Genomic DNA, 22715 nt, shown 5'->3' on the forward strand with positions numbered 1-22715 from the left:
AAGACCCGACCGACTGCCTCAGGACAACTCGGTCACCGCAGTGCGGCCCAGGTCCTTGACGCTCGCCACCAGATCGCTGAAGCGCTCGCCCTGGACCAGCACATGCCCGCGCAGTGCGTCCTCGGCCGCCTGGGACTCCCCCGCCTCGATCGCCATGACGATACGCCGATGCTCATCGAGCGACGACTGCATGCGATGGCGCACCTTGAGTTGCAGGCGGCGATAGGGCTTCAGGCGCATCTTCAGTTGCCGGGCCTCGTCGGCGAGAAAGGCATTGTGGCTGGCCGCATAGATGCAACTGTGAAAGGCTTCATTCTCGTAATAGTACTCATCGGTATCGCCGTTCCCGGCGGCCTGCTCGCAGCGCTTCAGGGCATCGCGGAGCTCGCCGAGCTCCAGCACCGTGATGCGGCGTGCGGCGAGTCGCCCGCACATCCCCTCCAGTTCCGCCATGACCTCGAACATCTCGATCAGCCGGTCGATGCCGACCTCGGCGACGAACGTGCCCTTCTTGGGTTGCACACTGACCAGCCCGCTGGCCACCAGTTGATGGATGGCTTCGCGAACCGGGGTGCGCGAGACGTTGAATTCCTGACCCAGCGCTTCCGGATCGAGGCGCTCTCCGGGTATCCGATCCCCGTTGAGGATAGCGTTCTCCAGTGCGTCCCTGAGTCGCTGCGTATTAGATCGCTTCATGCCGCCCACGCGTCACCTCCCGCCCCGTCCGGCTCTGCCACTATGGTCTAGGGTCAAAAAATTGACATGAATATACTAGCACCGCTATTAAAGTATACATCAGCAAGCCTGATATATACCCAGCACAATAACAATCGACAGGAGACGCCACCATGAAAACCACTTTTCTTCCCGTTCTGACCACCCTCGGCCTGGCCATCGCCTTCAACTCCACCGCGGCGGCTGCCGAGACCGTACTGCGCGCCTCGCACCAGTTTCCCAAGGGCGACGTGCGCGACGAGATGGTACAGATGATTGCCGACGAGGTCGCCAAAGCCGATGTGGGACTCAATGTTCAGGTCTATCCCGCCGAGTCGCTGTTCGGCGCCAAGGAACAGTGGTCGGCGCTGGTACGCGGCCGCCTGGATATGACCGCGTTGCCGCTGGATTACGCCAGTGGCCGTCAACCGGAGTTCTCGGCGACCTTGATGCCGGGCCTGGTGCGCAACCATGAGCGCGCCCAGCGTCTCAACGACTCCAAGTTCATGGACATGATCAAGCAAGTGATCAACGACGCCGGCGCGCGGGTGCTCTCGGATGCCTGGCTGGCCGGCGGTTTCGTGTCCGACGTGCGCTGCATCACCTCGCCGGACACCGTGAAAGGGCAAACCCTGCGCGCCGCCGGCCCGGCCTTCGACGAGATGCTGGCCACCGCCGGCGCGTCGATCGCTTCGATGCCCTCCTCGGAGATCTACACGGCAATGCAGACCGGGGTGCTCGACGGTGCCAACACCTCCTCGGGTTCACTGGTGTCCTACCGCATCTATGAGCAGTCGGACTGTCTGACCGCGCCGGGCGAGAACGCCCTGTGGTTCATGTACGAGCCGATCCTGATCTCCCAGCAGAGCTGGGAAAAACTCAACGAGCAGCAGCAACAGGCGCTGACCGCGGCGGGCGAGAAGGCCGAGGCCTGGTTCTCCAAGCAGGCCGCCGATCTCGACCAGGAACTGGTTGACGTCTACAAGCAAAACGGCGTCGAGGTGGTCAGCATGTCACCCGAGGACTTCCAGGCCTGGCTCGACGTCGCCAAGCAGAGTTCCTACAAGACCTTTGCCGAGAAAGTGCCCAATGGCCAGGCACTGATCGACGCGGCACTGGCCGTGGAGTAAGCCTACCCGCCCGGCCGTTGTCGCCGGGTGCTCGCCTTGTCGGCCGCCGTGTCTGGGCGGCCCTTCATTCACTGAACGAGAGGGCGCCATGGGCCATACCTCGAGTCACTCGTCGGTACCCACGCGTGGTGTGACCGGCCGTTATATCCGCCTGATGGACGCCTTGTCGAGCGGCTTGGCGGTACTCGCCGCCGCCGCCCTGGCCGCCGGCGTGCTCGCTGTCGTCCACATGGTCTTCATGCGCTATGCGCTCGGCCAGAGCACCGTCTGGCAGACCGAATTCGCGGTGTTCTCGGTCACCGCCGCGATGCTGCTCGGCGCCCCCTATGTGCTGATGACCGGCGGTCATGTCGCGGTCACCGTGCTGCCCGACGCCCTCGGCGGTTCGCTCAGAAAGGCCATGCTGCTGATCGCCTCGCTGATCGGTCTGAGCTTTTGTCTCGCCCTGACCTACGGCGCCTGGCTGTACGTGCTCGAAGCCTGGCACGGCGGCTGGACCACCGGCACGGTGTGGAACCCGCCGTTGTGGCCGGCGCTCACGCCCATGGCCATCGGTGCCAGTCTGCTCTCGCTGCAGTACGTGGCGGAAATTCTTCGTGGGGAGTCCGAACATGGACCCAGTCACTAGCGGCATCCTGATCGCCGTCGCGCTGATGGTACTGATGGCCATCGGCACGCCGATCGCCTTCGCGCTGGGCAGCGTGTCGCTCGGCGCCCTGGTGTTGGACCGAGGCTTCGGCGAGTTGACCTATTTCGGCGAGACCTTCTACAGCAGCCTCGCCTCGTTCGGTTTCGTGGCGATCCCGATGTTCATCCTGATGGGCGCGGCCGTGGCCTCCTCGCCCACCGGGCGCGACCTGTACCGTTCCCTCGACCTGTGGATGGGTCGGGTTCCGGGCGGGCTGGCGATCTCCAATATCGGCGCCTGCGCAATCTTCGCCGCACTGTCCGGCTCGTCGCCGGCGACCAGCGCGGCGATCGGCAAGCTGGGCATCCCCGAGATGCGCAAGCGCGGCTATCCGGATGGCGTGGCGGCCGGCTGCATTGCCGCCGGCGGCACGCTGGGGATTCTGATTCCGCCCTCGGTGACCATGATCGTCTACGGCATCTCCACCGAGACCTCGATCGGCCGGCTGTTCATCGCCGGCGCCATGCCCGGCGTCATGCTGGCCGTGCTGTTCATGGCCTGGACGCTGATCGCCTGCAAGCTGGCCGGCGGCTACGACACCCCGAGCCCGCTCACCCAGGCGGCTACCCAGATCAAGGACAACGTCGAAGGCAACCTCAAGGCGCTGGTCCGAGTCGTGCCGTTCCTGGTGGTGGTCACCGGCATCCTGTTCGCCCTGTACGGCGGGGTCGCGACACCCTCGGAAGCCGCCGCGGTCGGCGCCTTCCTGTGTCTGGCGCTGGCCATCGTGGTCTATCGCATGTGGCAGGCCAGACCGCTCAAGCTGATCATGCGCGATGCGCTGCGCGAAAGCGTGATGATCATGCTGATCATCGCCGCCGCGGAGATCTTCGCCTATGCGCTGTCGTCGATGTTCATCACCCAGACCGTGGCCGGCGCGATCGCCGAACTCGAGGTCAACCGCTGGGTGCTGTTGGCGATCATCAACCTGTTCCTGCTGGTGGCCGGCTTCTTTCTGCCGCCAGTGGCGGTGATCGTGATGACCGCGCCGATCCTGCTGCCGATCATCCTGGCCGCCAACTTCGATCCCTACTGGTTCGCGGTGGTCCTGACCATCAACCTGGAGATCGGGCTGATCACCCCGCCGGTCGGCCTGAATCTGTTCATCATCAACGGCATCGCACCGGATATCGCGCTGCGCGACGTATTGCTGGGCAGCCTGCCCTATGCGCTGTGCATGGTGCTGGGGATCGTGCTGCTGAGTTTCTTCCCGGGCATCGCTACCTGGCTGCCCGATCTGATGATGAACTGATCGCCCACGTCCGGAGCACCGATCATGAACATGAGCTTTCTGCAGGAGCTGTTCAGCACCATCACCCAGCGCGATGCCCTGCGACGCAAGCGCTCGGAGGCCCTCGCGCCGGTCAGCCACGCGGAACTGATCGCCGCCTGCAAGGCGTTGCTGGAAAGCGATGGCGAAGCCTCGAGCATCACCCTGGCGCGTCGCGCGCTGGACCTGTATGCGCGGCTCGGCGAAGACGACAAGCTGCGCTTCTTCGAGCGTCTGACCGGCGAGTTCTCCGCCGACCCGGAGCACATCGACGCAGCCTATCAGCGCTACCAGGCCTCGCGCGACAATCGCGACCTGCAGGCACTGTTCGACGCCTGCGAGCCCAGCCGTCAGGAGGTCCTGCGGCGCCTGAACCTGACCACCGACGGCACCCACGAACTGGTGGGCATGCGCGAGGACCTGCTGGGCCTGCTCAAGGCGCACCCCGACCTGCAACCGCTGAACGCCGACTTCGGCCACCTGTTCGGCTCGTGGTTCAACCGCGGGTTCCTGGTCCTGCGGCGCATCGACTGGAACACCCCGGCGGCGATCCTCGAACGCATCATCCACTACGAGGCGGTGCACGAGATCCAGGACTGGAACGACCTGCGCCGGCGCCTCGACGCCCGCGATCGGCGCTGTTTCGCGTTCTTCCACCCGGCGATCGGCGACGAACCGCTGATCTTCGTCGAGGTGGCACTCCATCGCGGCCTGCCCGACCGGATCCAGCCCATCCTCAGCGGCACCCATGGCGTCGAGGATCCCGACAGCGTCGACAGCGCGGCCTTCTTCGGCATCAGCAACTGCCAGACCGGGCTGCGCGGCATCTCGTTCGGCAACTTCCTGATCAAGCAGGTCGTTCAGGAGCTCAAGCAGGAACTGCCCAACCTGCGCCATTTCGTGACCCTGTCGCCGGTGCCCGGCTTTCGCCAGTGGCTGGATAGCCTGCGCGACAGCGAGGACCGCCTCGACGACGAAGCCCGCGAAACGCTGGCCCTGCTCGACGAGCCCGACTGGCACAGCGATCCGGCCAAGGCCGACCGTCTGCGCGACGCGATCAAGCCGCTGGCGGCCCACTATCTGCTGCACGAGAAGAACGCCCAGGGCCTGCCATTGAATCCGGTCGCCCGCTTCCACCTGGGCAACGGCGCGGAACTCAACCGCATCAACTGGCTGGGCGACGTTTCGACGAAAGGCCTCCAGCAGGCCGCCGGGCTGATGGTCAACTATCTCTATGTGCCCGAGGAGATCGAGCGCAACCACGAGCACTACACCACCAATGGCACGATCGCGCGCTCCTCCAGCGTGCGCGACCTGGGACGGCGCGCCCGGAAACTGCTCACGGGAGAAACGGAAAGATGAGCGACAACCTGTTCGAGACGTTTGCGGCGCGCATGCAGGTTCGCGGCGAAGCCACCTTCATTGCCACCCGCGACGGTCACGGCTATACCTATCGTCAGGCGCTGGCACGCAGCGCGCAACTGGCCGGCGCACTTAAGGCGCTGGGCGTGACGCCCGGTGACCGAGTGGCGGTGCAGGTCGACAAGAGCCCCGAGACGATCCTGTTGTACCTGGCGTGCCTGCGCCTGGGCGGGATCTACCTGCCGCTCAATACCGGCTATACCGCCGAGGAGATCCGCTACTTCCTGGGCGATGCCGAGCCGGCGCTGTTCGTCTGCCGGCCCGACGACCGGGAGGTCGCCCGGCGCGTCGCCGACGACACCGGCTGCCCCCAGGTCGCCACGCTGGGCACCCGGGCCGACGGCAGCCTGCTGGAGCAGGCCGAGCAGGCCGCGCCGCTGGAGACCGTCGAGCCGCGCGAGGCCGACGACCTGGCCGCCATTCTCTACACCTCGGGCACCACCGGGCGCTCCAAGGGCGCCATGCTGACGCATCGCAACCTGGCCTCCAACGCGGCGTCGCTAGTCGAGGCCTGGCGCTTCAGCGAGGTCGACCGGCTGATCCACGCGCTGCCGATCTTCCATACCCACGGGCTGTTCGTGGCCTGCAACGTGGTGCTGATGGCCGGCGCCAGCCTGCTGTTCCTGCCGCGCTTCGACGTCGACACGATCATCGAGGAGTTGCCCCGCGGCACGACGATGATGGGCGTGCCGACCTTCTACACCCGGCTGCTTCAGGACGCGCGGCTGACCGCCGAGCTCACCGCCAACATGCGCCTGTTCACTTCCGGCTCCGCGCCGCTGACCGCCGAGACCCACCAGGCGTTCGAGCAGCGCACCGGGCACGCCATTCTCGAGCGCTATGGCATGACCGAGACCAACATGAACACCTCCAACCCCTACGACGGCGAGCGCATCGCCGGCACCGTGGGCATGCCGCTGCCCGGCGTGGAGATCCGCGTCACCGACCGCGATACCCACCAGCCGCTGGCCCAGGGCGAGATCGGCATGCTCGAGGTGCGCGGCCCCAACGTGTTCATCGGCTACTGGCGCATGCCCGAGAAGACCCGCGAGGAACTGCTCGAGGACGGCTTCTTCGTCACCGGCGACCTGGCGATGGTCGACGAGCGCGGCTACGTGCACATCGTCGGGCGCGACAAGGACCTGGTGATCTCGGGCGGCTACAACGTCTATCCCAAGGAGGTCGAGCAGGTGATCGACGAGCTCGACGGCGTGGTCGAGTCGGCGGTGATCGGCGTGGCCCACCCCGACTTCGGCGAGGGCGTGACGGCGGTGGTGGTGCGCGAGCCGGGCGCCGAGATCGACGAGGCCCGGGTCCTCGCCTCGCTGACGGGGCGGCTGGCCAAGTACAAGCAGCCCAAGCGGGTGTTCTTCGCCGACAGCCTGCCCCGCAACACCATGGGCAAGGTGCAGAAGAACCAGCTGCGCCAGCAGTATCAGGACACGTACGCGGCCAAGACGCGCTGAGGCGTTCGCGGAGCAGCCGAGCGCGGCGGCTGGGTCGGCCGAGGCGGTGGTCAATAGCGCCAGCGCCTCACTCAAGGCCTGCATGTCTTCGGTGCCCGGCGCTTGGCCTCATCTTGCCTACATAAAGCCCCCCTGCTCGGCCAGCATTCTGGTCGAGACCTTATCCGATCGCCTTCACGCTGTTTAATGCGCCAAGCGTGCCGAGCCACATATAAGATACAGAGCGAAATTATTCGCCAGGTCACCCAAGATAATCGATTTAGGCGACGCTTACTCTTAACGGCAAATCAAAGCACTCATAGCCGCGCTTCTTCGCTTAATTGTCGGGACATAAATAACTGTTTTTCAGTATTTAAAGGCTGCGATCCACGGCCAGGATTGCATACTTTCATAGCACCATGAGCGTTTAAAATGAAAGGCATTGCACATCCCAATGGGCCACTCCCCTTGAGCGCTGAAAAAGCGTGTTATGCTCGGTGAATAATTCGAAATTATAAAACGTCAGCCTATCCGGAAATTTATCCGTTCAAGAACGAAGCCTCGTCCCGGAGGCTCGTAGAGGCCAATGCCTGTGGAACTCATACAATACGTCCTCGATAACCTCGAGCTGCTGTTCGAGCTGACCCTGGAGCATATTTCACTGGTCGGGGTCGCGGTGGGTATCGCCACGTTGACGGGGGTGCCGATCGGCATCGCCATCACCAAGAATGAGCGTCTGGCCAAGAGCGTGCTGTACCTCGCTTCGGTCATCGTGACCATCCCGTCGATCGCGTTGTTCGGGGTGATGATTCCGCTGCTGTCGATCTTCGGTTATGGCATCGGCTACGTCCCTGCCGTAATTGCCGTACTGCTCTATTCGCAGTTGCCGATCATTCGCAACACCTACACCGCGATCAACAACGTCAACCCGGCGCTTCGCGAAGCCGCCCGCGGCCTCGGCATGAGCCCCAACCAGCGCCTGCGCATGGTCGAGATCCCCCTGGCCGTGCCGGTGATCATGGCCGGTGTGCGCACCGCCGTGGTGCTCAATATCGGCGTCATGGCGATCGCCGCCTACATCGGCGCCGGCGGCCTGGGCACGCTGATCAGCCGCGGCATTTCGCAATCCGACCCGCGCCAGCTGATCGTCGGGTCGATCGCGGTGAGCCTGCTGGCGATCGCCGTCGACTATGCCCTGCTGGCCCTGCAGAAGCGCCTGACCCCCAAGGGCATGGAACGCGACGCCAGCGCGATGTGACCGCGCCCACTGCTGACTCGACAAGGGTTTCCCATGATACGCCTCGATAACCTCACCAAGGTCTTCGACACGCCCAAGGGGGCGGTCGTGGCCGCCGATCACATCAACATGGAAGTGCCCGAGGGGGAGATCTGCATCCTGCTCGGCCCCTCGGGCTGCGGCAAGACCACCACCCTGAAGATGATCAACCGCATCATCCGGCCCTCCTCGGGCAAGGTGTTCCTCGATGGCGAGGACACCACCGGCATGAACACCCAGGATCTGCGCCGCAACATCGGCTACGTGATCCAGCAGATCGGGCTGTTTCCCAACATGACCATCGAGGAGAACATCACGGTGGTGCCGCGCCTGCTGGGCTGGGACAAGGCCGCCTACAAGAAGCGCGCCCGTGAGCTGATGGACATGATCGCCATGGACGCCGATGCCTTCCTGAAGCGTTATCCCAGCGAGCTCTCGGGTGGCCAGCAACAGCGCATCGGTGTCGCTCGCGCGCTCGCGGCCGACCCGCCGGTGATGTTGATGGACGAGCCATTCGGCGCCATCGACCCCATCAACCGGGCGGTCATTCAGGACGAATTCCTGAAGATGCAGGCCGAACTCAAGAAGACCATCATGTTCGTCAGCCACGACATCGACGAAGCCATCAAGATGGGCGATCGCATCGCGGTGTTCCGCGAGGGCAAGCTCGTCCAGTACTCCCCGCCCGACGACCTGCTCTCGGCGCCGAAGAACGCCTTCATCGAGTCCTTCCTCGGCGAGGACCGGGCGCTCAAGCGGCTCAACCTGGTCAAGGTTCGCGAGGTGTTTTCCGACGACCTGGGCACCGTGCGCCCGGACGACACCCTGGAAACCGCGCTGTCGCGTATCGACGAGTACGGTTACCAGAACGCCATTCTGATGGTCAACGACCGCAACGAGCCGGCCGGGATGGTCACCCGCTCGCTGGCGCGCACCACCCGGGGCTTCTGCCGCGACCATTTCCAAGTCGCGCCACCGGTGGCCGAGCTCGACGACGACCTGCGCAAGGTCGCCTCGCAGATGTTCGCCAACGACACCACCTGGATGCCCTGCGTGGATGCGCAGGGTCGGGTCTGCGGGCACATCACCCAGCGGGCGATGACCCATCACCTGGGCTCGCGCTACCGCTCGCGCCCGGGGGACAGCGCATCGGTCCGCTCGGAAGCCGCCACCAAGGAGTAAGTTCATGCCGAGTCGTTCGCTGCAACGCGTGTGTCGCTGGCTGCTGGCGATCGCGCTGTTTGTGGCCGGTGTCTGGGCGCAGCGCAGCGGCATGATCGAGGAGTTCATCTTCTATCTCCCCGACGTGCGCTACCTGGCCGTTCAGCACCTGTTTCTGACCGCCGTGTCCGGCGGGCTGGCGATTCTGGTCGCCGTGCCGCTGGGCATCGTGCTGTCGCGCCCGAGCGTCGAGCGTTACGCCGAATCGTTGATGCAGGTGCTCAACGTGGGCACCACCATTCCGACGCTCGCCGTTCTGGCGTTGTCGATGAGCTTTCTGGGCATCGGCACGGTGCCGGCGGTGTTCGGGCTGTTCGTGGCGACCCTGCTGCCGATCGCCCGCAACACCTACGTCGGCCTCAAGGGCGTCTCGCCGGCGCTGATGGAGGCCGCGGCGGGGCTGGGCATGTCGCCCATCCAGCGCCTGTTCCGGGTCGAGCTGCCCAATGCGCTTTATGTCATCTTCGCCGGGGTGCGCACGGCGCTGGCCATCAATGTGGGGACGGTACCGCTGGCCTTCCTGATCGGCGCCGGCGGGCTCGGCGAGCTGATCTTCACGGGTATCGCCCTCTACGACACCACCATGATGCTGGCTGGCGCCATCCCCACGGCACTGCTGGCGATCGCAGTCGACATAGTCATCGCCATCTCCGCCTTTCTGGTAGTCCCACGCGGAGTTAACCCGAGCCGTGTCTAGCAAGCCACATCACCAACGCTTCAGATCCGACAATTCACAACAGGAGTGACACCATGAAAACCTTGATGACCCTACTGACCGGCGCGGCACTGGCCGGCACCATGGCCACCGCTCAGGCCAACGAAATCGTGGTGGGAGGCAAGGGTTTTACCGAGCAGCTCATCCTGTCGAGCATGACCACCCAATACTTGGAAGAGCTCGGCTATGACGTCGAAAAACGCGCCGGCATGGGCTCCACCATACTCCGCCAAGCCCAGGTAAACGGCCAGGTCGATCTCTATTGGGAGTACACCGGCACATCGCTGATCACCTATAACAATGTTACCGAGAAGCTCTCCCCCGAAGAGACGTATCAGCGTGTCAAGAAGCTCGATGCCGAGAAGGGGCTCGTCTGGCTCGAACCCTCCGATGCCAACAATACCTATGCCCTCACCATGCGTGCCGACGATGCCAAAGCGCGGGATATCGAAACGATCTCCGATCTTGCCGAGACCATCAACAACGGGGAGACGCTTACCTTCGCCTCCAACGCGGAGTTCTACGCCCGTGAAGACGGCCTGCGGCCATTGCAAAAGACCTACGATTTCCAATTCGGCCGCCCCAACATCAAGCGTATGGATTTCGGCCTGACCCTGCCCACCTTGCGCGACGATCAAGTCGACGTATCCATCGCCTATTCCACCGACGGACGTATCCCGGCCTATAACCTGGTGACGCTGGAAGATGACAAGCAGTTCTTCCCGGCCTACGCACTGACCCCGGTCGTGCGCAAGGACACCCTGGAAGCCAACCCGAAGCTGGATGAACAGATGAACAAGCTCTCGGCGCTTCTGAACGATGACGTCATGGCCTCGCTCAACGCCAAGGTCGACGTCGACAAGAAGAGCGTCGAACAGGTCGCCGAAAACTTCCTCAAGAAACATGATCTGCTGTGATCGGCATCTGAATGGGGCCATGTCCTACCGTGTTCGATCATGACGAAGGCCGCCCCGCGCGGCCTTCTTTCTGCATCATCCGCTGCTTCGCCAACTGCCAGCCCCGAGCCCCCTGCCATGCACGACCACGCCCCTCTCGACTGGATGCATCGGTTCGATCTTTCGAACCTCGACGATGCAGCACTTCATCAGGCCAAGCGCTGCCTGCTCGATTTGCTGGGCGTGGCGGCCGGCGCCACCCGTACGCCGCTGGGCGCGTGCCCGACTGCATCTCGCCAGTGGCGAGATCGTCGAGAGCGAGACACGCGGCAACCCGGACCAGCCCCTGTCGGACGCCGAGGTATTCGCCAAATATCAGGTTCTTCGCATTTTGCCGGGAAAGGCGGCAAAGATCATCGCGAACCAGCTCCCTCCCACAGCCCCCTGCCGGTTAGCTTGCCCTTGCGGGAGCGAATTTATTCGCGATGGCGGCGGGCACTGCACCTCCCCGGCCATGCCGGGCGCCTGCGGCGCCAATCGCGAACCACTTCCCTCCCACCGGCGTCCCCATGCTCCAGTGGGCCATCCAGGCTGGTTTGCGTGGGAGAGAGTTTATTCCCAATAGCGGGGCCTTAACGTTTCACGCTGATCTGCGATGAACCTTTTTATTCACAACATCGAGAGTCCACCATGCACTATCAGGATCACTTGCGCGTCGGCGCCGCGCAGATCAACGCCAGCCTCGGCGAGGTCGACACCAACCTCGAACCTCATCTCGCGTTCATCGCCGACGCACGCCGCGCGGGGCTCGAATTACTGGTCTTCCCCGAGCTCTCGCTGACCGGCTACGGCCTGGGCAACCGGGTAATCGACGTGGCCTGCCCGACCCATGACCCGCGTCTGGCCGAGCTCGCCCGCGCCGCCGGCGAAATGCAGGTGGTGGTGGGATTCGTCGAGGAAGCCAGCCCCGGCGAATGCTACAACGCCCTGGCAATCGTTCAGCACGGCAAGCTCCAGGCCGTGCATCGCAAGCTCAACCTGCCCACCTACGGCGGCCTGGAAGAGGGCAAACTGTTCACGCATGGCAACAGGCTGACCCACCTCGCGGTGCGCCCCGGTTGGTCGGCGACCTCGCTGATCTGCGCCGACCTGTGGAACCCGGGGCTGGTACACGCCGCCCTGCTGGCCCGCCCCACCGTGCTGTGCGCGCCGATCAACTCGGCCTCGGGCATCGTCAGCGACGATTTTTCCAACGAAAAGAACTGGCCCCTCAACCTGCAGTTCTACGCCATGACCTACGGCACGCCCGTGGTCATGGCCAACCGCTACGGCCCTGAAGGCGACAGCCACTTCTGGGGCGGTTCATGCATTCTCGGCCCACAAGGCGAGACCCTGGCCTTGGCCGAGGTCGGCGAGGGGCTGATCACTGCCACCCTCTCGCGCACCGCCATTGCCCGCGCCCGCTTCGAATTGCCCACCCACCGCAACGCCGATACGCCGCTGGTGCGCCGCCTGATGGACGGCTACCGCTAACCAGCGAGACACCGGCGACACGTCGCATTACCCGGCCCAAAACGACACTCGGCGCCTCCCAGGGGAAGGCGCCGAGTGTGTTTGCGGCGTTTAGGCAGTCAAAAATTGACCTGATTACGCATAACAGTCAGCCATCTTCAGGAACCGATACGGCATTGGCGGTGTTTTCGCCGCCACCGTGAGAAAGCGCGGGATCATGGCCTTGAGGTCATAGCGTCGATTGAATCGGTACTCGAACTCGGCCAGGTAGCGTGGGGCATGCTGCCCGCGGATGGCATGGTAAGTGCCCGTGATGGCGTTCTTGACGTTACCCAGCAGGGTGTTGACCCAGTTGAACTCGGGATTCTCCACGCTGGCACGTCCACCCCCGGTGATGTGGCAGTCATGGACGTAGAGGGGTGTGTCGAAGGCTCGGAAACACCCGAGGCCGTCGCTGATGACATGGCTCCCAGGGGCAATGGCCTGGTGGGCGTAGCGACGGATCTCGGTGAGGGTGAAGCCGCTCACGCGGCGAAGCTGAACACGCAGTGGGTGGCCTTCCTCATCGGTTTGTACGGCCGCCACGAATGGGAACTTGTGCTCAGCGCCGCGCCCGCGCTTTCCCGGTCGTTCACCTCCCAGGTAGGCATCATCCAGCTCGATGCGGCCGGAGAGCCGCTCTCCTTGGTTGCGCTCGTGCATGACCTGCAGCAGCTTGTGCTTGAGCTTCCAGGCGGTGTTGTAGCTGACGCCGAGCTCCCGGGACAGCTGCAGCGCTGAGATACCGCTCTTGCGCTGGGTCAGCAAATAGATGGCCAGAAACCAGGTGGTCAACGGCAGGTGCGTGGCATGGAAGATGGTACCGGCAGTCAGCGAGGTCTGATGATGGCAGCGATGGCACTGGTAGAGCCCCCGCGACAGCCGGCAGCCCGTGGTGTTGCCACAGTCGGGGCACACGAACCCCTTGGGCCAGCGATGCTGGAAGAGGGCTGCCTGGCATTGCGCTTCCGTGCCGTACTGCTCGAGAAACGCCGGCAACGACAGGCCGGGCTGGAACTGGATAGGATTGCGTGCCATGACGTCACCTCCTCTACTGGACATAACATCAGTATAGGAGAGACTGACGGGGTGGTGGCTGATCAACATGAGTAATCAGGTAATGCTGAGAGGTGCGACACCATGAGACGACGCAACCCCAGCCCCAGGCCATCAAAGGCGGCACGCGACGCCTACTGCCGACTGATGAGAGGCGAGGATGATTTTTCCCGACTAGAAAAGGACGGCATCGCCTGGTCGCCACCACCACGTGGCGAAAACCCGCATGGTTGAGCGGTTGAGAGCTGCCGAAGCTGCCGATTTGATGTTGAAGTTTGTTGAGGTGATGGCGCCGCCTACTGGTAGACAAAAGCCAACATGGGGGCTGCTGGTTCGCGCGGCAGGTTCGCACTGGTACGCACCATAGGTACGCACTTGGCGCCGCGTACCGGCAAGGTAGGGGGTGGGGCGATTCTTGAGCCGCTGGCGCCGGAAACCGGAGCCAAAGTTTCGTTTGATTCGTAACTCACCCGAGCAAGTGCCAGCGATCAGATGTCGATGCGGACTTCCGGGGCGCGCAACCGCTGACGAGGCGAGGGCAACAAGAAACGGCAACATGCAAAAGCCCGCTTGGCGCCAGCCTTCGAGACTCTGCTGGCAGTTCGCAGAATCCCTGACCTTGGTGACCATCCTTGCCAGCGATCAACTCTGCGATCCTGGCCCGCGAGTTCATGACGCATGGAACCTGTATGGAACCTAGAAAGCCAACAACGAAAAACCGCCACCCGGCGTTATCCATAAGTGGCGGTTTTCGCAGCAATTTCTGGCCCGCCCTGAAGGATTCGAACCTTCGACCTTTGCCTCCGGAGGGCAACGCTCTATCCAGCTGAGCTAAGGGCGGTTTGATCGTGCGCCGCAGCGCCATCAACGCGCCGTATCGTACCTGCTCGCCCCCGAGGTGTCCATAGCCGGCGCCGCACCGGCTAGCGGGCGAAGATCTCGCGCAGGTCGGGGGCCTCGTCGCGCGCTTCCTCGATCGACAGCGAGGCCTCGATCGCCTTGAGGTGGCGACTCATGAATGCCGCCGCCCGCTCGCCGCGGCCGGCTTCGAGATGGCCGATCAGCTCGTCGTGATCGTGCGACTCGCAGCCCAGATGGCCGGCGCCGCCATACACGGCAAGGATCAACGACGAGCGCGAGCACAGCCGGCCGACGAACTCGGCCAGCGTCGCATTGCCGCTCAGCCCGGCCAGGCGCTCGTGGAACTCGGCGGAGAGCTTGATCGCCACGCTCTGCTCGCCCTGCCTGAGCAGCTGGCGTTCGCGGGCGGCAAGCTCGCGCAGCGCCCGTGCTTCAGGGGCGGCCATGCGCCGGGCGACGTCCGCCATGATCCCGCACTCGACCAGTTGTCGTGCGGCGAAGACGTCGTGGGCCTCCTCGGCGGTGGGCCGGGTGACGCTGGCGCCGCGACGCGGGGTCAGCGTCACCAGTTGCTCGTGGGCGAGGCGCTGGAGAATCTTGCGAATGCCGGTACGGCTGATATCGAAGACTTCGGCCAGGGCGTCCTCGCGCAGCCGCGCCCCCGGGCGCAGGCGGTGTTCGACGATCGCGTTGCTGATGGCCCGGTAGATGACCTCATGGCGCTGCGCGCCGTCGCCGTCCTTGCCGCGCCGGCGTCTTGCCGGTTCGCCACGGCCCGCCACGGCATCGGGCGATTGCTGGCGCTCGGTCATGCTCGGAGTCCCCGCATCAGTCGTCGTCGAAGCAAGCCATTGTATACGCCCCGGCCCGGCGCAGGCGACATGCGCCGGGCGGGCTCATCAACTGCCGCGGTAGGTGGAATAGCCGAACGGCGACAGCAGCAGCGGCACATGGTAGTGCTGGCTGGCATCGGCGACCCCGAAGCGCAACGGAATGCGATCGAGAAAACGCGGCCGCTCGCCGCCGGCGCCCCGTGCATCGAGATAATCGCCGGCATGGAACAGCAATTCATATTCGCCGGCCGTGAAGGACTCGCCTTCGAGGATCGGCGCATCGCAACGGCCATCGTCGTTGGTGACCGCCTCGCCCAGCGAAATCCGATCGTCGCCGTCGAAGCGGAAGACCTCGATGCGCAGGCCGTTGCCGGGCCGCCCCGAGGCGGTGTCCAGAACGTGCGTGGTCAAGCGTCCCATCGGCTGTACTCCTTGCTCTCGTGTCGATGCCGCGGCGAATCGGCGCGCGGGCTCACGACACGTTTCATAACGGATTCGTATACCGTTTAATGGTGGCCTGTTCCACGCCGGGCAGGCAAGCGCCTGCCCGCGATTAACTCGATACAGTGCGACCAGGGAGACCACCGAGATGAGCGCCCCGCTTCTCAACCCGCGCCCCAGCACGCTGGGGCGCGACGCCTTCGTCAGCCACTACGGCGAGGTCTACGAACACTCGCCGTGGATCGCCGAATCGGCCTGGGACGCCGGGCTGGATACCGAACAGGATACTGCCGAGGGGCTGGCCACCGCGCTGGCGGCGGTCCTCGACGCGGCCCCGGCCGAGCGCCAGCTGGCGGTGATCCGCGCCCACCCGGATCTGGCCGGCAAGGCCGCCGAGCGTGGCGAGCTGACCGCCGATTCCAGCCGCGAGCAGGCCGGCGCCGGGCTCGACCAGTGCAGACCCGAGGAGTACGCGCGCTTTCATCGCTACAACGCAAGTTACCAGCAGCGCTTTGGCTTTCCCTTCGTGATGGCGGTCACGGGCAGCGATCGCCAGCGGATTCTCGCCGCCTTCGAGCGCCGCCTCGAACACACCCCCGAGCAGGAGCGACGCACCGCCATCGGCGAGGTCAATCGCATCGCCCGGCTGCGCCTGGAGGCCCGCGCCGGGTCGTGAGCCAGCCGCCGAGAGGGCACGCAGGCAAGATGGAAAGCGATTCCGCAACGGCGGACAGGCGCCACGCGAGCGTGTATTCTGGGTCGCTTGAATCGGCAAGTTCAAGCGACACGGAGAACGGGGCGTGACAGTAGAGAGCAAGCGCAAGCCGGTCGGCCGCCCGGCGAGTTCCGCCAGGAACGGCGGCGGTCACAGCCAATCGCTGGTCCGCGGCTTGAATATTCTCGAAGGCCTGGCGGCGGCCCCGGGCGGGCTCGGCCTGTCGGACATCGCCCAGATCGTCGGCCTGGCACCGTCGACCACTCACCGCCTGCTGCAGGCCCTGCACAGGCAGGGCTACATCATGCAGGACACCGAGCTGGGGCTGTGGAAGATCGGCGTCAAGACCTTCCAGGTCGGCAACACCTTCCTCGAGGCGCGCGACTTCGTCGCCACCGCCCGACCCTACCTGCGCCAGCTGACTCAGGACAGCGGCGAGACCGCCAACCTGGCGATCCGCGACGACGGCATGGCGGTATTCCTCGCCCAGAGCGAATCACCGCAGATGATGCGCATGATCACCCGGCTGGGCTCACGCGCCCCGCTTCACGCCTCGGGCGTGGGCAAGGCGCTGCTCGCCTGGCTGCCGGAACGCGAGGTCGAGCGCATCCTGCAATCCCGCGGGCTCAGCCGCGTCACCGAGAACACCCTCGACACTCCGGCCCGGCTGCGCGAGAGCCTGGCCACCATCCGCCATCAGGGTTACGCCTGCGATCGCCAGGAACATGCCATCGGGCTTAATTGCGTGGCCGCCTCGCTGCACGATCAGGACGGTCTGCCGCTGGCCGCCATCTCGGTATCCGGCCCGGTGGCGCGAATCCCCGAGGCACGCCTGATCGAACTCGGCGGACTGGTCAGCCGCGCCGCGCGGGAGATCAGCGAGCAACTCGGCGGCCACGTGCCGCAGCCCTGACCGGAAAACCGCTCGCCCGGCCTCAGCGATCGGCTGAGCATCGTGGGGTTGAGACACGCAGTCTACGCCATTGAGCCGTCCCGATGCGCCGGGCTCAGGTGTTGAGGATCACGCCGCCGTTGAGATGCAGGGTCTGGCCGGTCATGTACGAGGACTCCTCGCTGGCCAGGTAGACATAGGCCGGCCCCATCTCGCTGGGCTGGCCGGGGCGATCCATCGGCACCTGACCGCCAAAGCCCTCGACCTTCTCGGCGCTGAAGCTGGCCGGGATCAGCGGCGTCCAGACCGGCCCGGGCGCCACTGCGTTGACGCGGATGCCGCGCCCCACCAGCGATTGCGAGAGCGAACGCACCAGCCCCTGGATCGCGCCCTTGGTCGCCGTGTAATCGATCAGCGTCTTGTTGCCCTTGAAGGCATTGACCGACGACGTGGCGATGATCGTGTCGCCCTCGTGCAGGTGCGGCAGCGCCTGCTTGACCAGGTAGAAATGGCTGAAGAGGTTGGTCTGGAAAGTCCGCACCAGCTGCTCGTCGGGGATCTCGCTGATGTCGTCCCAGTCGTACTGCTCGGCGGCGTTGTTGACCAGGGTGTTGATCCGGCCGAACGCGCTCATGGCGCGCTCGACGATCTCGCGACAGAACGCCGGGTCGCCGACATCGCCCTGGATCAGCTCGCAGCGCCGCCCTTCGGCTTCGACCAGTGCGCGGGTGTCCTTCGCGTCGCGCTCCTCGTCGAGATAGGCAAGCACGCAGTCCGCTCCCTCGCGGGCGAAGTGCAGGGCCACGGCGCGGCCGATGCCGCTGTCGCCGCCGGTGATGATCGCCACCTTGTCCTTGAGCTTGTCGGTGCCGCGATAACTGTCGCGGATGAATTCCGGCTCGGGGCGCATCGCGTACTCGTCGCCGGGCTGCTTGTGCTGTTCCTGGGGGGGTTGCTGCTGTTCGGCCATGTGCCTCACTCCTTTGTCGCACGTCTCACACACCGGGCGCGCCGCCATCCCGCGACGCATGCACTTTCTAGCAAGGTAGAAGCTCCTGCCGGCCATCGGCAAGCCGCCGGCGGGCTGCCTGCAACGGTACCGCCCCGCGGATGCCGCCAGCGGCGTTCGCCGTTACACTAACGGCCATTCCCAACACACTCTTCCCGACAAGCCTTCTTCTCAGCACACTGCGAGGCCCGCGATGAACACCCACCTGCTCTCCGTCGACTCCCTTGATCGCGATGCCGTCGATCACCTGCTGCGCGTGGCCAGCCGCATGGAACCGATCGCCCAACGCCGCAAGGTCACCCGGGTGCTGGAGGGCGCAGTGCTCGGCAATCTGTTCTTCGAGGCCAGCACGCGCACCCGGGTCAGCTTCAACGCGGCGTTCTGCCGGCTCGGCGGCAGCGTCTGCGACACCACCGGCTTCACCTTTTCGTCGATGGCCAAGGGCGAATCGCTCTACGACACCAGCCGGGTGATGAGCGGCTACTGCGACGCCATCGTCATGCGCCACCCGGACCAGGGCTCGGTGGCCGAGTTCGCCGAGGCGACCAACGTGCCGGTGATCAACGGCGGCGACGGCCCCGGCGAGCACCCCAGCCAGGCGCTGCTCGATCTGTACACCATCGACAAGGAGTTCACCCGGCTCGGCAAGCACCTGGGCGGCGCCCACCTGCTGCTCACCGGCGATCTCAAGCACGGCCGCACCGTGCATTCGCTGATCAAGCTGCTGTCGCTCTACGCGCCGCTGCGCATCACCCTGGTTTCGCCGCCGGGGCTGGAGATGCCCAGCCAGCTGGTCGATCTGGTCGCCTCCCGCGGGCACCGCGTCGAGCAGCGCGAGAGTCTCGACAGCGACTTCCGCGATCTGGACGTGGTCTACACCACGCGGATCCAGAAGGAGCGCTTCACCGACGAGCTGTCGGAAAGCTTCGCCGGGGTCTCGCAGGACTTCCGCGTCGATCGCGCCTTTCTCGACAACCACTGCAGCGCCACCACCCTCGTCATGCATCCGCTGCCCCGCGACAGCCGCCCGGGGACCAACGACCTCAACGTCGATCTCAACGGCGACCCGCGCCTGGCGATCTTCCGCCAGACCGACAACGGCATCCCGATGCGCATGGCGATCTTCGCCACGCTGCTCAAGGTCGAGGACGTGATCGAGCAGGAGATGCGCGACGTGCGCTGGTTCGTGCCGGCGCAGTACGGCGTCGACGACGCCAGCTTCTAGCGCTCAACTTAGGGCTTAGGCTTCGCCTGAAAAGTTGGCGAGCGATGGCCAGGCAAGGCGAAAATGAGCGAGAAGGCGGAGTTTACGGACTGTAAATGAGTACTTTGAGCTCATTTTAACGCCGCATGGCCGAGCGCAGGCACTTTTCAGGCATGCCTAGCGGCGCGCCTGCCAGAACAGCGAGAACAGCTCCGACTGGGAATTGATGCCCAGCTTGACGTAGATGTGCTTCTTGTGGGCGCGCACGGTTTCCACCGAGATCGACAGCCGCCGGGCGATCTCCTTGGTCGAGCCGCCGGCCAGCATCAACTGGCTGATCTCGCGTTCGCGCTCGGTCAGCGCGGGCCGCGCTTCCAGCGGCTGGGCGGGCTCCGGGTCGGGGTGCCAGGGGTGCGGCCCGGGGCGCGTGCCCGGTTCGCTCTCGAAGTGCATGCGCTGGCCCATCAGCGCCAGTAGCCAGGGCTGAATCAGGCTCAAAAGACCCAGCGTGGCGTGGTCGAACGCCACCACCGAACCCAGCGACAGGCACAGCGTACGCTCGCCGCCCAGCACGCAGTTGAACTGGATCTCGTCGGCGACGATGTTGCGCTGGAAGTAGCGCTGGTAGTACTCGGTTTGGGTGAAGCGCTGCGGGGCCACGTCGGCCAGGGTGAAGAGTCCCGAACGCCCGCGCCCCCTGGCGTCGATGTAGAACGGGTCGAGCAGGTAGAGCCCACGCTGGTAATCCTGGAACAGCGACTCGTCCGAGCCGTCGTCCTCGTCGCTCTCGGCGAGGATGCGCGGCGGCTCGCGGGGGTCGAAGATCAGCGCCACCCAGGTGTTGAAGTCTACGTGCGCGCCCAGCGTGCGCACCACGGCGAGCCAGAAGTCGCCCGTATCCAGCTTGTCGACCAGCCCCGCGAAGCTGCGGTGCCAGGCGAGACTTTCCAAGCTGGCCAGGCAGGCCATCGAACCGCCGGACCGATCCTCTTGCGCGTTACGCCCCACCATCTCCCACCTCGCTGATCCCTTTCGCCGCTCATGCGCCGAGCCATCTTATCCGCGCGGGGTAACCCGTTCATGGGATAGGCAGCGCCGCCTGAGTCCGGATACTGAATACAACCGATCATCGCACAGCAATAACACGTCGGAGCTTCCATGCAGATAGCCTTGGCTCAACTGGCCAGCCGCGAGGGCGACATCGCCAGCAACCTGTCCCGCGTCGTCGACTGCATTCGCGACAGCGACCCGGCCACTGAGCTGATGGTCTTCCCCGAGACCCAACTGACCGGCTTCGCCGAACCCGGCCACGTCGCCGACCGGGCGCTGACGCTCGACGGCCCCGAACTGGCCACGCTGATCGAGCTTAGCCGCGAATACGATACCGCCCTGGCGCTGGGCCTGCTCGAGCGCGCCGGGGAAGCGGTCTACAACACCACCGTGCTGATCACCCCCGAGCAGGGCCCCGCGCTGCGCTATCGCAAGACCCACCTGTGGCCCGACGAGCGTGAACTGGTCAGCCCCGGCGACAGCGTCAGTTGCGTCGCCTGGCGCGGCTACCGGATCGGCCTGCTGATCTGCTACGACCTGGAATTTCCCGAACCCGCCCGCGCCCTGGCCGCCATGGGCACCGACCTGCTGGTGGTCACCAACGGCAACATGGACCCCTACGGCCCGGTGCACGCCCGCGCCGCCCAGGTCCGCGCCCAGGAAAACCAGTGCTTCCTGGCCATGGCCAACCGCGTCGGCGAGGGGGCGGGGCTGACCTTCGCCGGCGAGAGCGCGCTGGTGGCGCCCGACGGCGAGCTGCTGTTCCGCGCCGGCCGCGAGGAGCGCGTGACCACCCTGACCCTCGACGGCGAGCGGCTCGCACACGCCCGCCGCACTTACGACTACCTCCGCGATCGTCGCCTCGCCCTGCCGGGGCACAGCGAGGAGACACCGCTGGGCCGGGTCTGGCACTTCGCCTAAGCCCGCCATTCCACTCAACCGCAGCAAGCCATAACCCCCACAGTCGCGACAACCACAAATAGGAGGCGACGATGTCCGAGATGAAGAAGACCCTTTCGCTGGGCCAGGTAGTGCTGTTCGGCCTGGCCTACATGACCCCGATCATCGTGCTGGGCACCTTCGGCGTGCTCGCCGTGATTACCGACGGCGCGGTATCCGGCGCCTACCTGGCCGCGCTGATCGCGATGCTGTTCACCGCCCATAGCTATGGCCGCATGGCCAGCGCCTACCCGGTGGCCGGCTCGGCCTATGCCTACGTGCGCCACGCCATCGACGACCGGCTGGGCTTCATCGCCGGCTGGGCGATCCTGCTCGACTACCTGTTCCTGCCGATGGTGATCTGGCTGATCGGCGCTGCCTACCTCAACTCGGCCTTCCCGGCGATCCCCCAGGCGGTGTGGCTACTGGCGTTCATCGGCGTGACCACGGTGATCAACGTGCTGGGCCTCAGGCTCGCCAGCCTGGTCAACAGCGTGATGATGCTGGTGCAGGTGCTGGTGCTCGTCGCCTTCGTCGGCCTCGCCGTGCATTACGTGCTCGGCGATGCCAGCCAGCCGTTCTGGAGTCTGGCACCGTTCCTCGGCGCCGAGTCCTCGGCCTCGCTGGCGACGCTGATGGCCGGCGCGGCGGTGGCCTGCTACTCCTTCCTCGGCTTCGACGCCGTGACCACCCTGACTGAGGAAACCAAGGACCCGCAGCGCAACCTGCCGCGCGCCATCCTGCTGATTACCCTGATCGGCGGACTGATCTTCATCGTCGTATCCTACTTCGTGCAGCTCGCCGCCCCGGGCACCGACTTCGCCAACCCCGATGCCGCCGCCTACGACATCGCCCGCAACATCGGCGGCGACATCTTCGTCACGGTCTTCCTAATCGGCCTGATCGTCGGCCAGTTCGCCTCGGGCATCGCCGCCCAGGCCAGTGGCGCCCGGCTGATCTACGCCATGGGCCGCGACGACGTGCTGCCCAAGCGCTGGCTGGGCCGCCTGGGGCGCTTCGGCACGCCGATCGGCGGGCTGGTGCTGAGCGGCCTCGTGGCGCTGCTGGCGCTGACCATGGACGTGCTCTCGGCGGCCTCGTTCATCAACTTCGGCGCCTTCCTGGCCTTCGCCCTGGTCAATGCCGCCGTGATCTGCCATTACTACCTCAAGGAACGCCGGCGCGGCGGCCTCGATACGCTGTGGTTCCTGGCCTGCCCGCTGATCGGCCTGGTCGCGATCTTGTGGCTGATGGCCAGCCTCGATCCTCTGGCCGTCACCCTGGGCAGCATCTGGCTGGCCTGCGGCCTCGCCTGGCTGACCTGGCTGACCCGCGGCTTCAGCCGGCCGACGCCGGAGCTGCACCTGGATGGCTGATTCGGCTAGCT

Annotated in this window: 21 protein-coding genes and 1 tRNA gene; 15 read left to right on the plus strand and 7 right to left on the minus strand. The window is 65.3% G+C overall.

The genetic code is table 11. The features are described from left to right. Positions 1 to 18 precede the first annotated feature (18 nt). Entirely contained in the window at positions 19 to 696 is a 678-nt protein-coding gene (locus tag HALZIN_RS0114025) for a GntR family transcriptional regulator (RefSeq protein WP_031384819.1), read from the minus strand. Positions 697 to 848: 152 nt separating this feature from the next. Here HALZIN_RS0114025 and dctP point away from each other — a divergent pair, with 152 nt between their 5' ends. From dctP to HALZIN_RS0114075, 10 genes are all read left to right on the plus strand, one after another. Continuing rightward, the gene (gene dctP, locus HALZIN_RS0114030) at positions 849 to 1844 is read left to right on the plus strand and encodes a TRAP transporter substrate-binding protein DctP (protein ID WP_031384820.1); all 996 of its coding nucleotides are present in this window, start codon (positions 849 to 851) and stop codon (positions 1842 to 1844) included. An 88-nt stretch (positions 1845 to 1932) separates the two neighbouring features. Then, positions 1933 to 2472, plus strand: a complete 540-nt coding sequence (locus HALZIN_RS0114035; protein ID WP_031384821.1) for a TRAP transporter small permease subunit — start codon at positions 1933 to 1935, stop codon at positions 2470 to 2472. Beyond that, positions 2456 to 3784: a TRAP transporter large permease gene (locus HALZIN_RS0114040; protein WP_031384822.1), complete on the plus strand. Its 1329-nt coding sequence runs from the start codon at positions 2456 to 2458 to the stop codon at positions 3782 to 3784. Before HALZIN_RS0114035 ends, HALZIN_RS0114040 begins: the two co-directional genes overlap by 17 nt. A gap of 24 nt (positions 3785 to 3808) precedes the next feature. Further along, positions 3809 to 5164: a malonyl-CoA decarboxylase gene (locus HALZIN_RS0114045; RefSeq protein ID WP_031384823.1), complete on the plus strand. Its 1356-nt coding sequence runs from the start codon at positions 3809 to 3811 to the stop codon at positions 5162 to 5164. Continuing rightward, the gene (locus HALZIN_RS0114050; RefSeq protein WP_031384824.1) at positions 5161 to 6690 is read left to right on the plus strand and encodes a malonate--CoA ligase; all 1530 of its coding nucleotides are present in this window, start codon (positions 5161 to 5163) and stop codon (positions 6688 to 6690) included. The genes HALZIN_RS0114045 and HALZIN_RS0114050 overlap by 4 nt, the downstream gene beginning before the upstream one ends. 571 nt (positions 6691 to 7261) lie before the next feature. Further along, entirely contained in the window at positions 7262 to 7927 is a 666-nt protein-coding gene (locus HALZIN_RS0114055; RefSeq protein WP_031384825.1) for an ABC transporter permease, read from the plus strand. 33 nt (positions 7928 to 7960) lie between these two features. Continuing rightward, a complete protein-coding gene (locus HALZIN_RS0114060) occupies positions 7961 to 9127 on the plus strand; it encodes an ABC transporter ATP-binding protein (RefSeq protein WP_031384826.1) in 1167 nt (388 codons plus the stop codon). Positions 9128 to 9131: 4 nt separating this feature from the next. Next, positions 9132 to 9863, plus strand: coding sequence for an ABC transporter permease (locus HALZIN_RS0114065; protein ID WP_031384827.1), 732 nt, complete (start codon positions 9132 to 9134; stop codon positions 9861 to 9863). 53 nt (positions 9864 to 9916) lie between these two features. Next, entirely contained in the window at positions 9917 to 10798 is an 882-nt protein-coding gene (locus HALZIN_RS0114070; protein WP_031384828.1) for a glycine betaine ABC transporter substrate-binding protein, read from the plus strand. 669 nt (positions 10799 to 11467) lie between these two features. Beyond that, on the plus strand, positions 11468 to 12310 hold the full coding sequence (locus HALZIN_RS0114075; RefSeq protein ID WP_031384829.1) for a nitrilase-related carbon-nitrogen hydrolase: 843 nt from the start codon (positions 11468 to 11470) through the stop codon (positions 12308 to 12310). 114 nt (positions 12311 to 12424) lie between these two features. Here the strand turns inward: HALZIN_RS0114075 and HALZIN_RS0114080 are convergent, their stop codons facing one another. From HALZIN_RS0114080 to uraH, 4 genes are all read right to left on the minus strand, one after another. Continuing rightward, a complete protein-coding gene (locus HALZIN_RS0114080; protein WP_031384830.1) occupies positions 12425 to 13366 on the minus strand; it encodes an IS1595-like element ISHzi1 family transposase in 942 nt (313 codons plus the stop codon). A gap of 782 nt (positions 13367 to 14148) precedes the next feature. Then, positions 14149 to 14225: transfer RNA gene (locus HALZIN_RS0114085), tRNA-Arg, on the minus strand. 82 nt (positions 14226 to 14307) lie between these two features. Beyond that, positions 14308 to 15057 (minus strand): GntR family transcriptional regulator, encoded by a 750-nt coding sequence (locus HALZIN_RS0114090; protein WP_031384831.1) that lies wholly within the window; start codon positions 15055 to 15057, stop codon positions 14308 to 14310. Positions 15058 to 15144: 87 nt separating this feature from the next. Beyond that, positions 15145 to 15498: a hydroxyisourate hydrolase gene (uraH, locus tag HALZIN_RS0114095; protein ID WP_031384832.1), complete on the minus strand. Its 354-nt coding sequence runs from the start codon at positions 15496 to 15498 to the stop codon at positions 15145 to 15147. 169 nt (positions 15499 to 15667) lie between these two features. On the opposite strand from uraH, the gene uraD reads away from it, so the two are divergent. Both uraD and HALZIN_RS0114105 read left to right on the plus strand, forming a co-directional pair. Continuing rightward, complete coding sequence (gene uraD / locus HALZIN_RS0114100) at positions 15668 to 16195, plus strand: 2-oxo-4-hydroxy-4-carboxy-5-ureidoimidazoline decarboxylase (protein WP_031384833.1); 528 nt, start codon at positions 15668 to 15670, stop codon at positions 16193 to 16195. A 124-nt stretch (positions 16196 to 16319) separates the two neighbouring features. Beyond that, complete coding sequence (locus HALZIN_RS0114105) at positions 16320 to 17147, plus strand: IclR family transcriptional regulator (RefSeq protein ID WP_031384834.1); 828 nt, start codon at positions 16320 to 16322, stop codon at positions 17145 to 17147. 94 nt (positions 17148 to 17241) lie between these two features. Here HALZIN_RS0114105 and HALZIN_RS0114110 read toward each other — a convergent pair whose 3' ends face one another. Further along, positions 17242 to 18096 (minus strand): SDR family oxidoreductase, encoded by an 855-nt coding sequence (locus tag HALZIN_RS0114110; RefSeq protein ID WP_031384835.1) that lies wholly within the window; start codon positions 18094 to 18096, stop codon positions 17242 to 17244. 232 nt (positions 18097 to 18328) lie between these two features. On the opposite strand from HALZIN_RS0114110, the gene HALZIN_RS0114115 reads away from it, so the two are divergent. After that, complete coding sequence (locus tag HALZIN_RS0114115) at positions 18329 to 19360, plus strand: aspartate carbamoyltransferase (RefSeq protein WP_031384836.1); 1032 nt, start codon at positions 18329 to 18331, stop codon at positions 19358 to 19360. Between the two features lie 156 nt (positions 19361 to 19516). Here HALZIN_RS0114115 and HALZIN_RS0114120 read toward each other — a convergent pair whose 3' ends face one another. Beyond that, positions 19517 to 20350 (minus strand): helix-turn-helix transcriptional regulator, encoded by an 834-nt coding sequence (locus HALZIN_RS0114120; RefSeq protein WP_231663015.1) that lies wholly within the window; start codon positions 20348 to 20350, stop codon positions 19517 to 19519. Positions 20351 to 20497: 147 nt separating this feature from the next. Between HALZIN_RS0114120 and HALZIN_RS0114125 the strand changes: the two genes are divergently transcribed. Then, on the plus strand, positions 20498 to 21310 hold the full coding sequence (locus HALZIN_RS0114125) for a carbon-nitrogen hydrolase family protein (RefSeq protein WP_031384838.1): 813 nt from the start codon (positions 20498 to 20500) through the stop codon (positions 21308 to 21310). A gap of 71 nt (positions 21311 to 21381) precedes the next feature. Continuing rightward, a complete protein-coding gene (locus tag HALZIN_RS0114130) occupies positions 21382 to 22704 on the plus strand; it encodes an APC family permease (protein ID WP_031384839.1) in 1323 nt (440 codons plus the stop codon). Positions 22705 to 22715 lie beyond the last annotated feature (11 nt).

Origin of the sequence: Halomonas zincidurans B6 (assembly GCF_000731955.1) — a bacterium.
Lineage (GTDB): Bacteria > Pseudomonadota > Gammaproteobacteria > Pseudomonadales > Halomonadaceae > Modicisalibacter > Modicisalibacter zincidurans.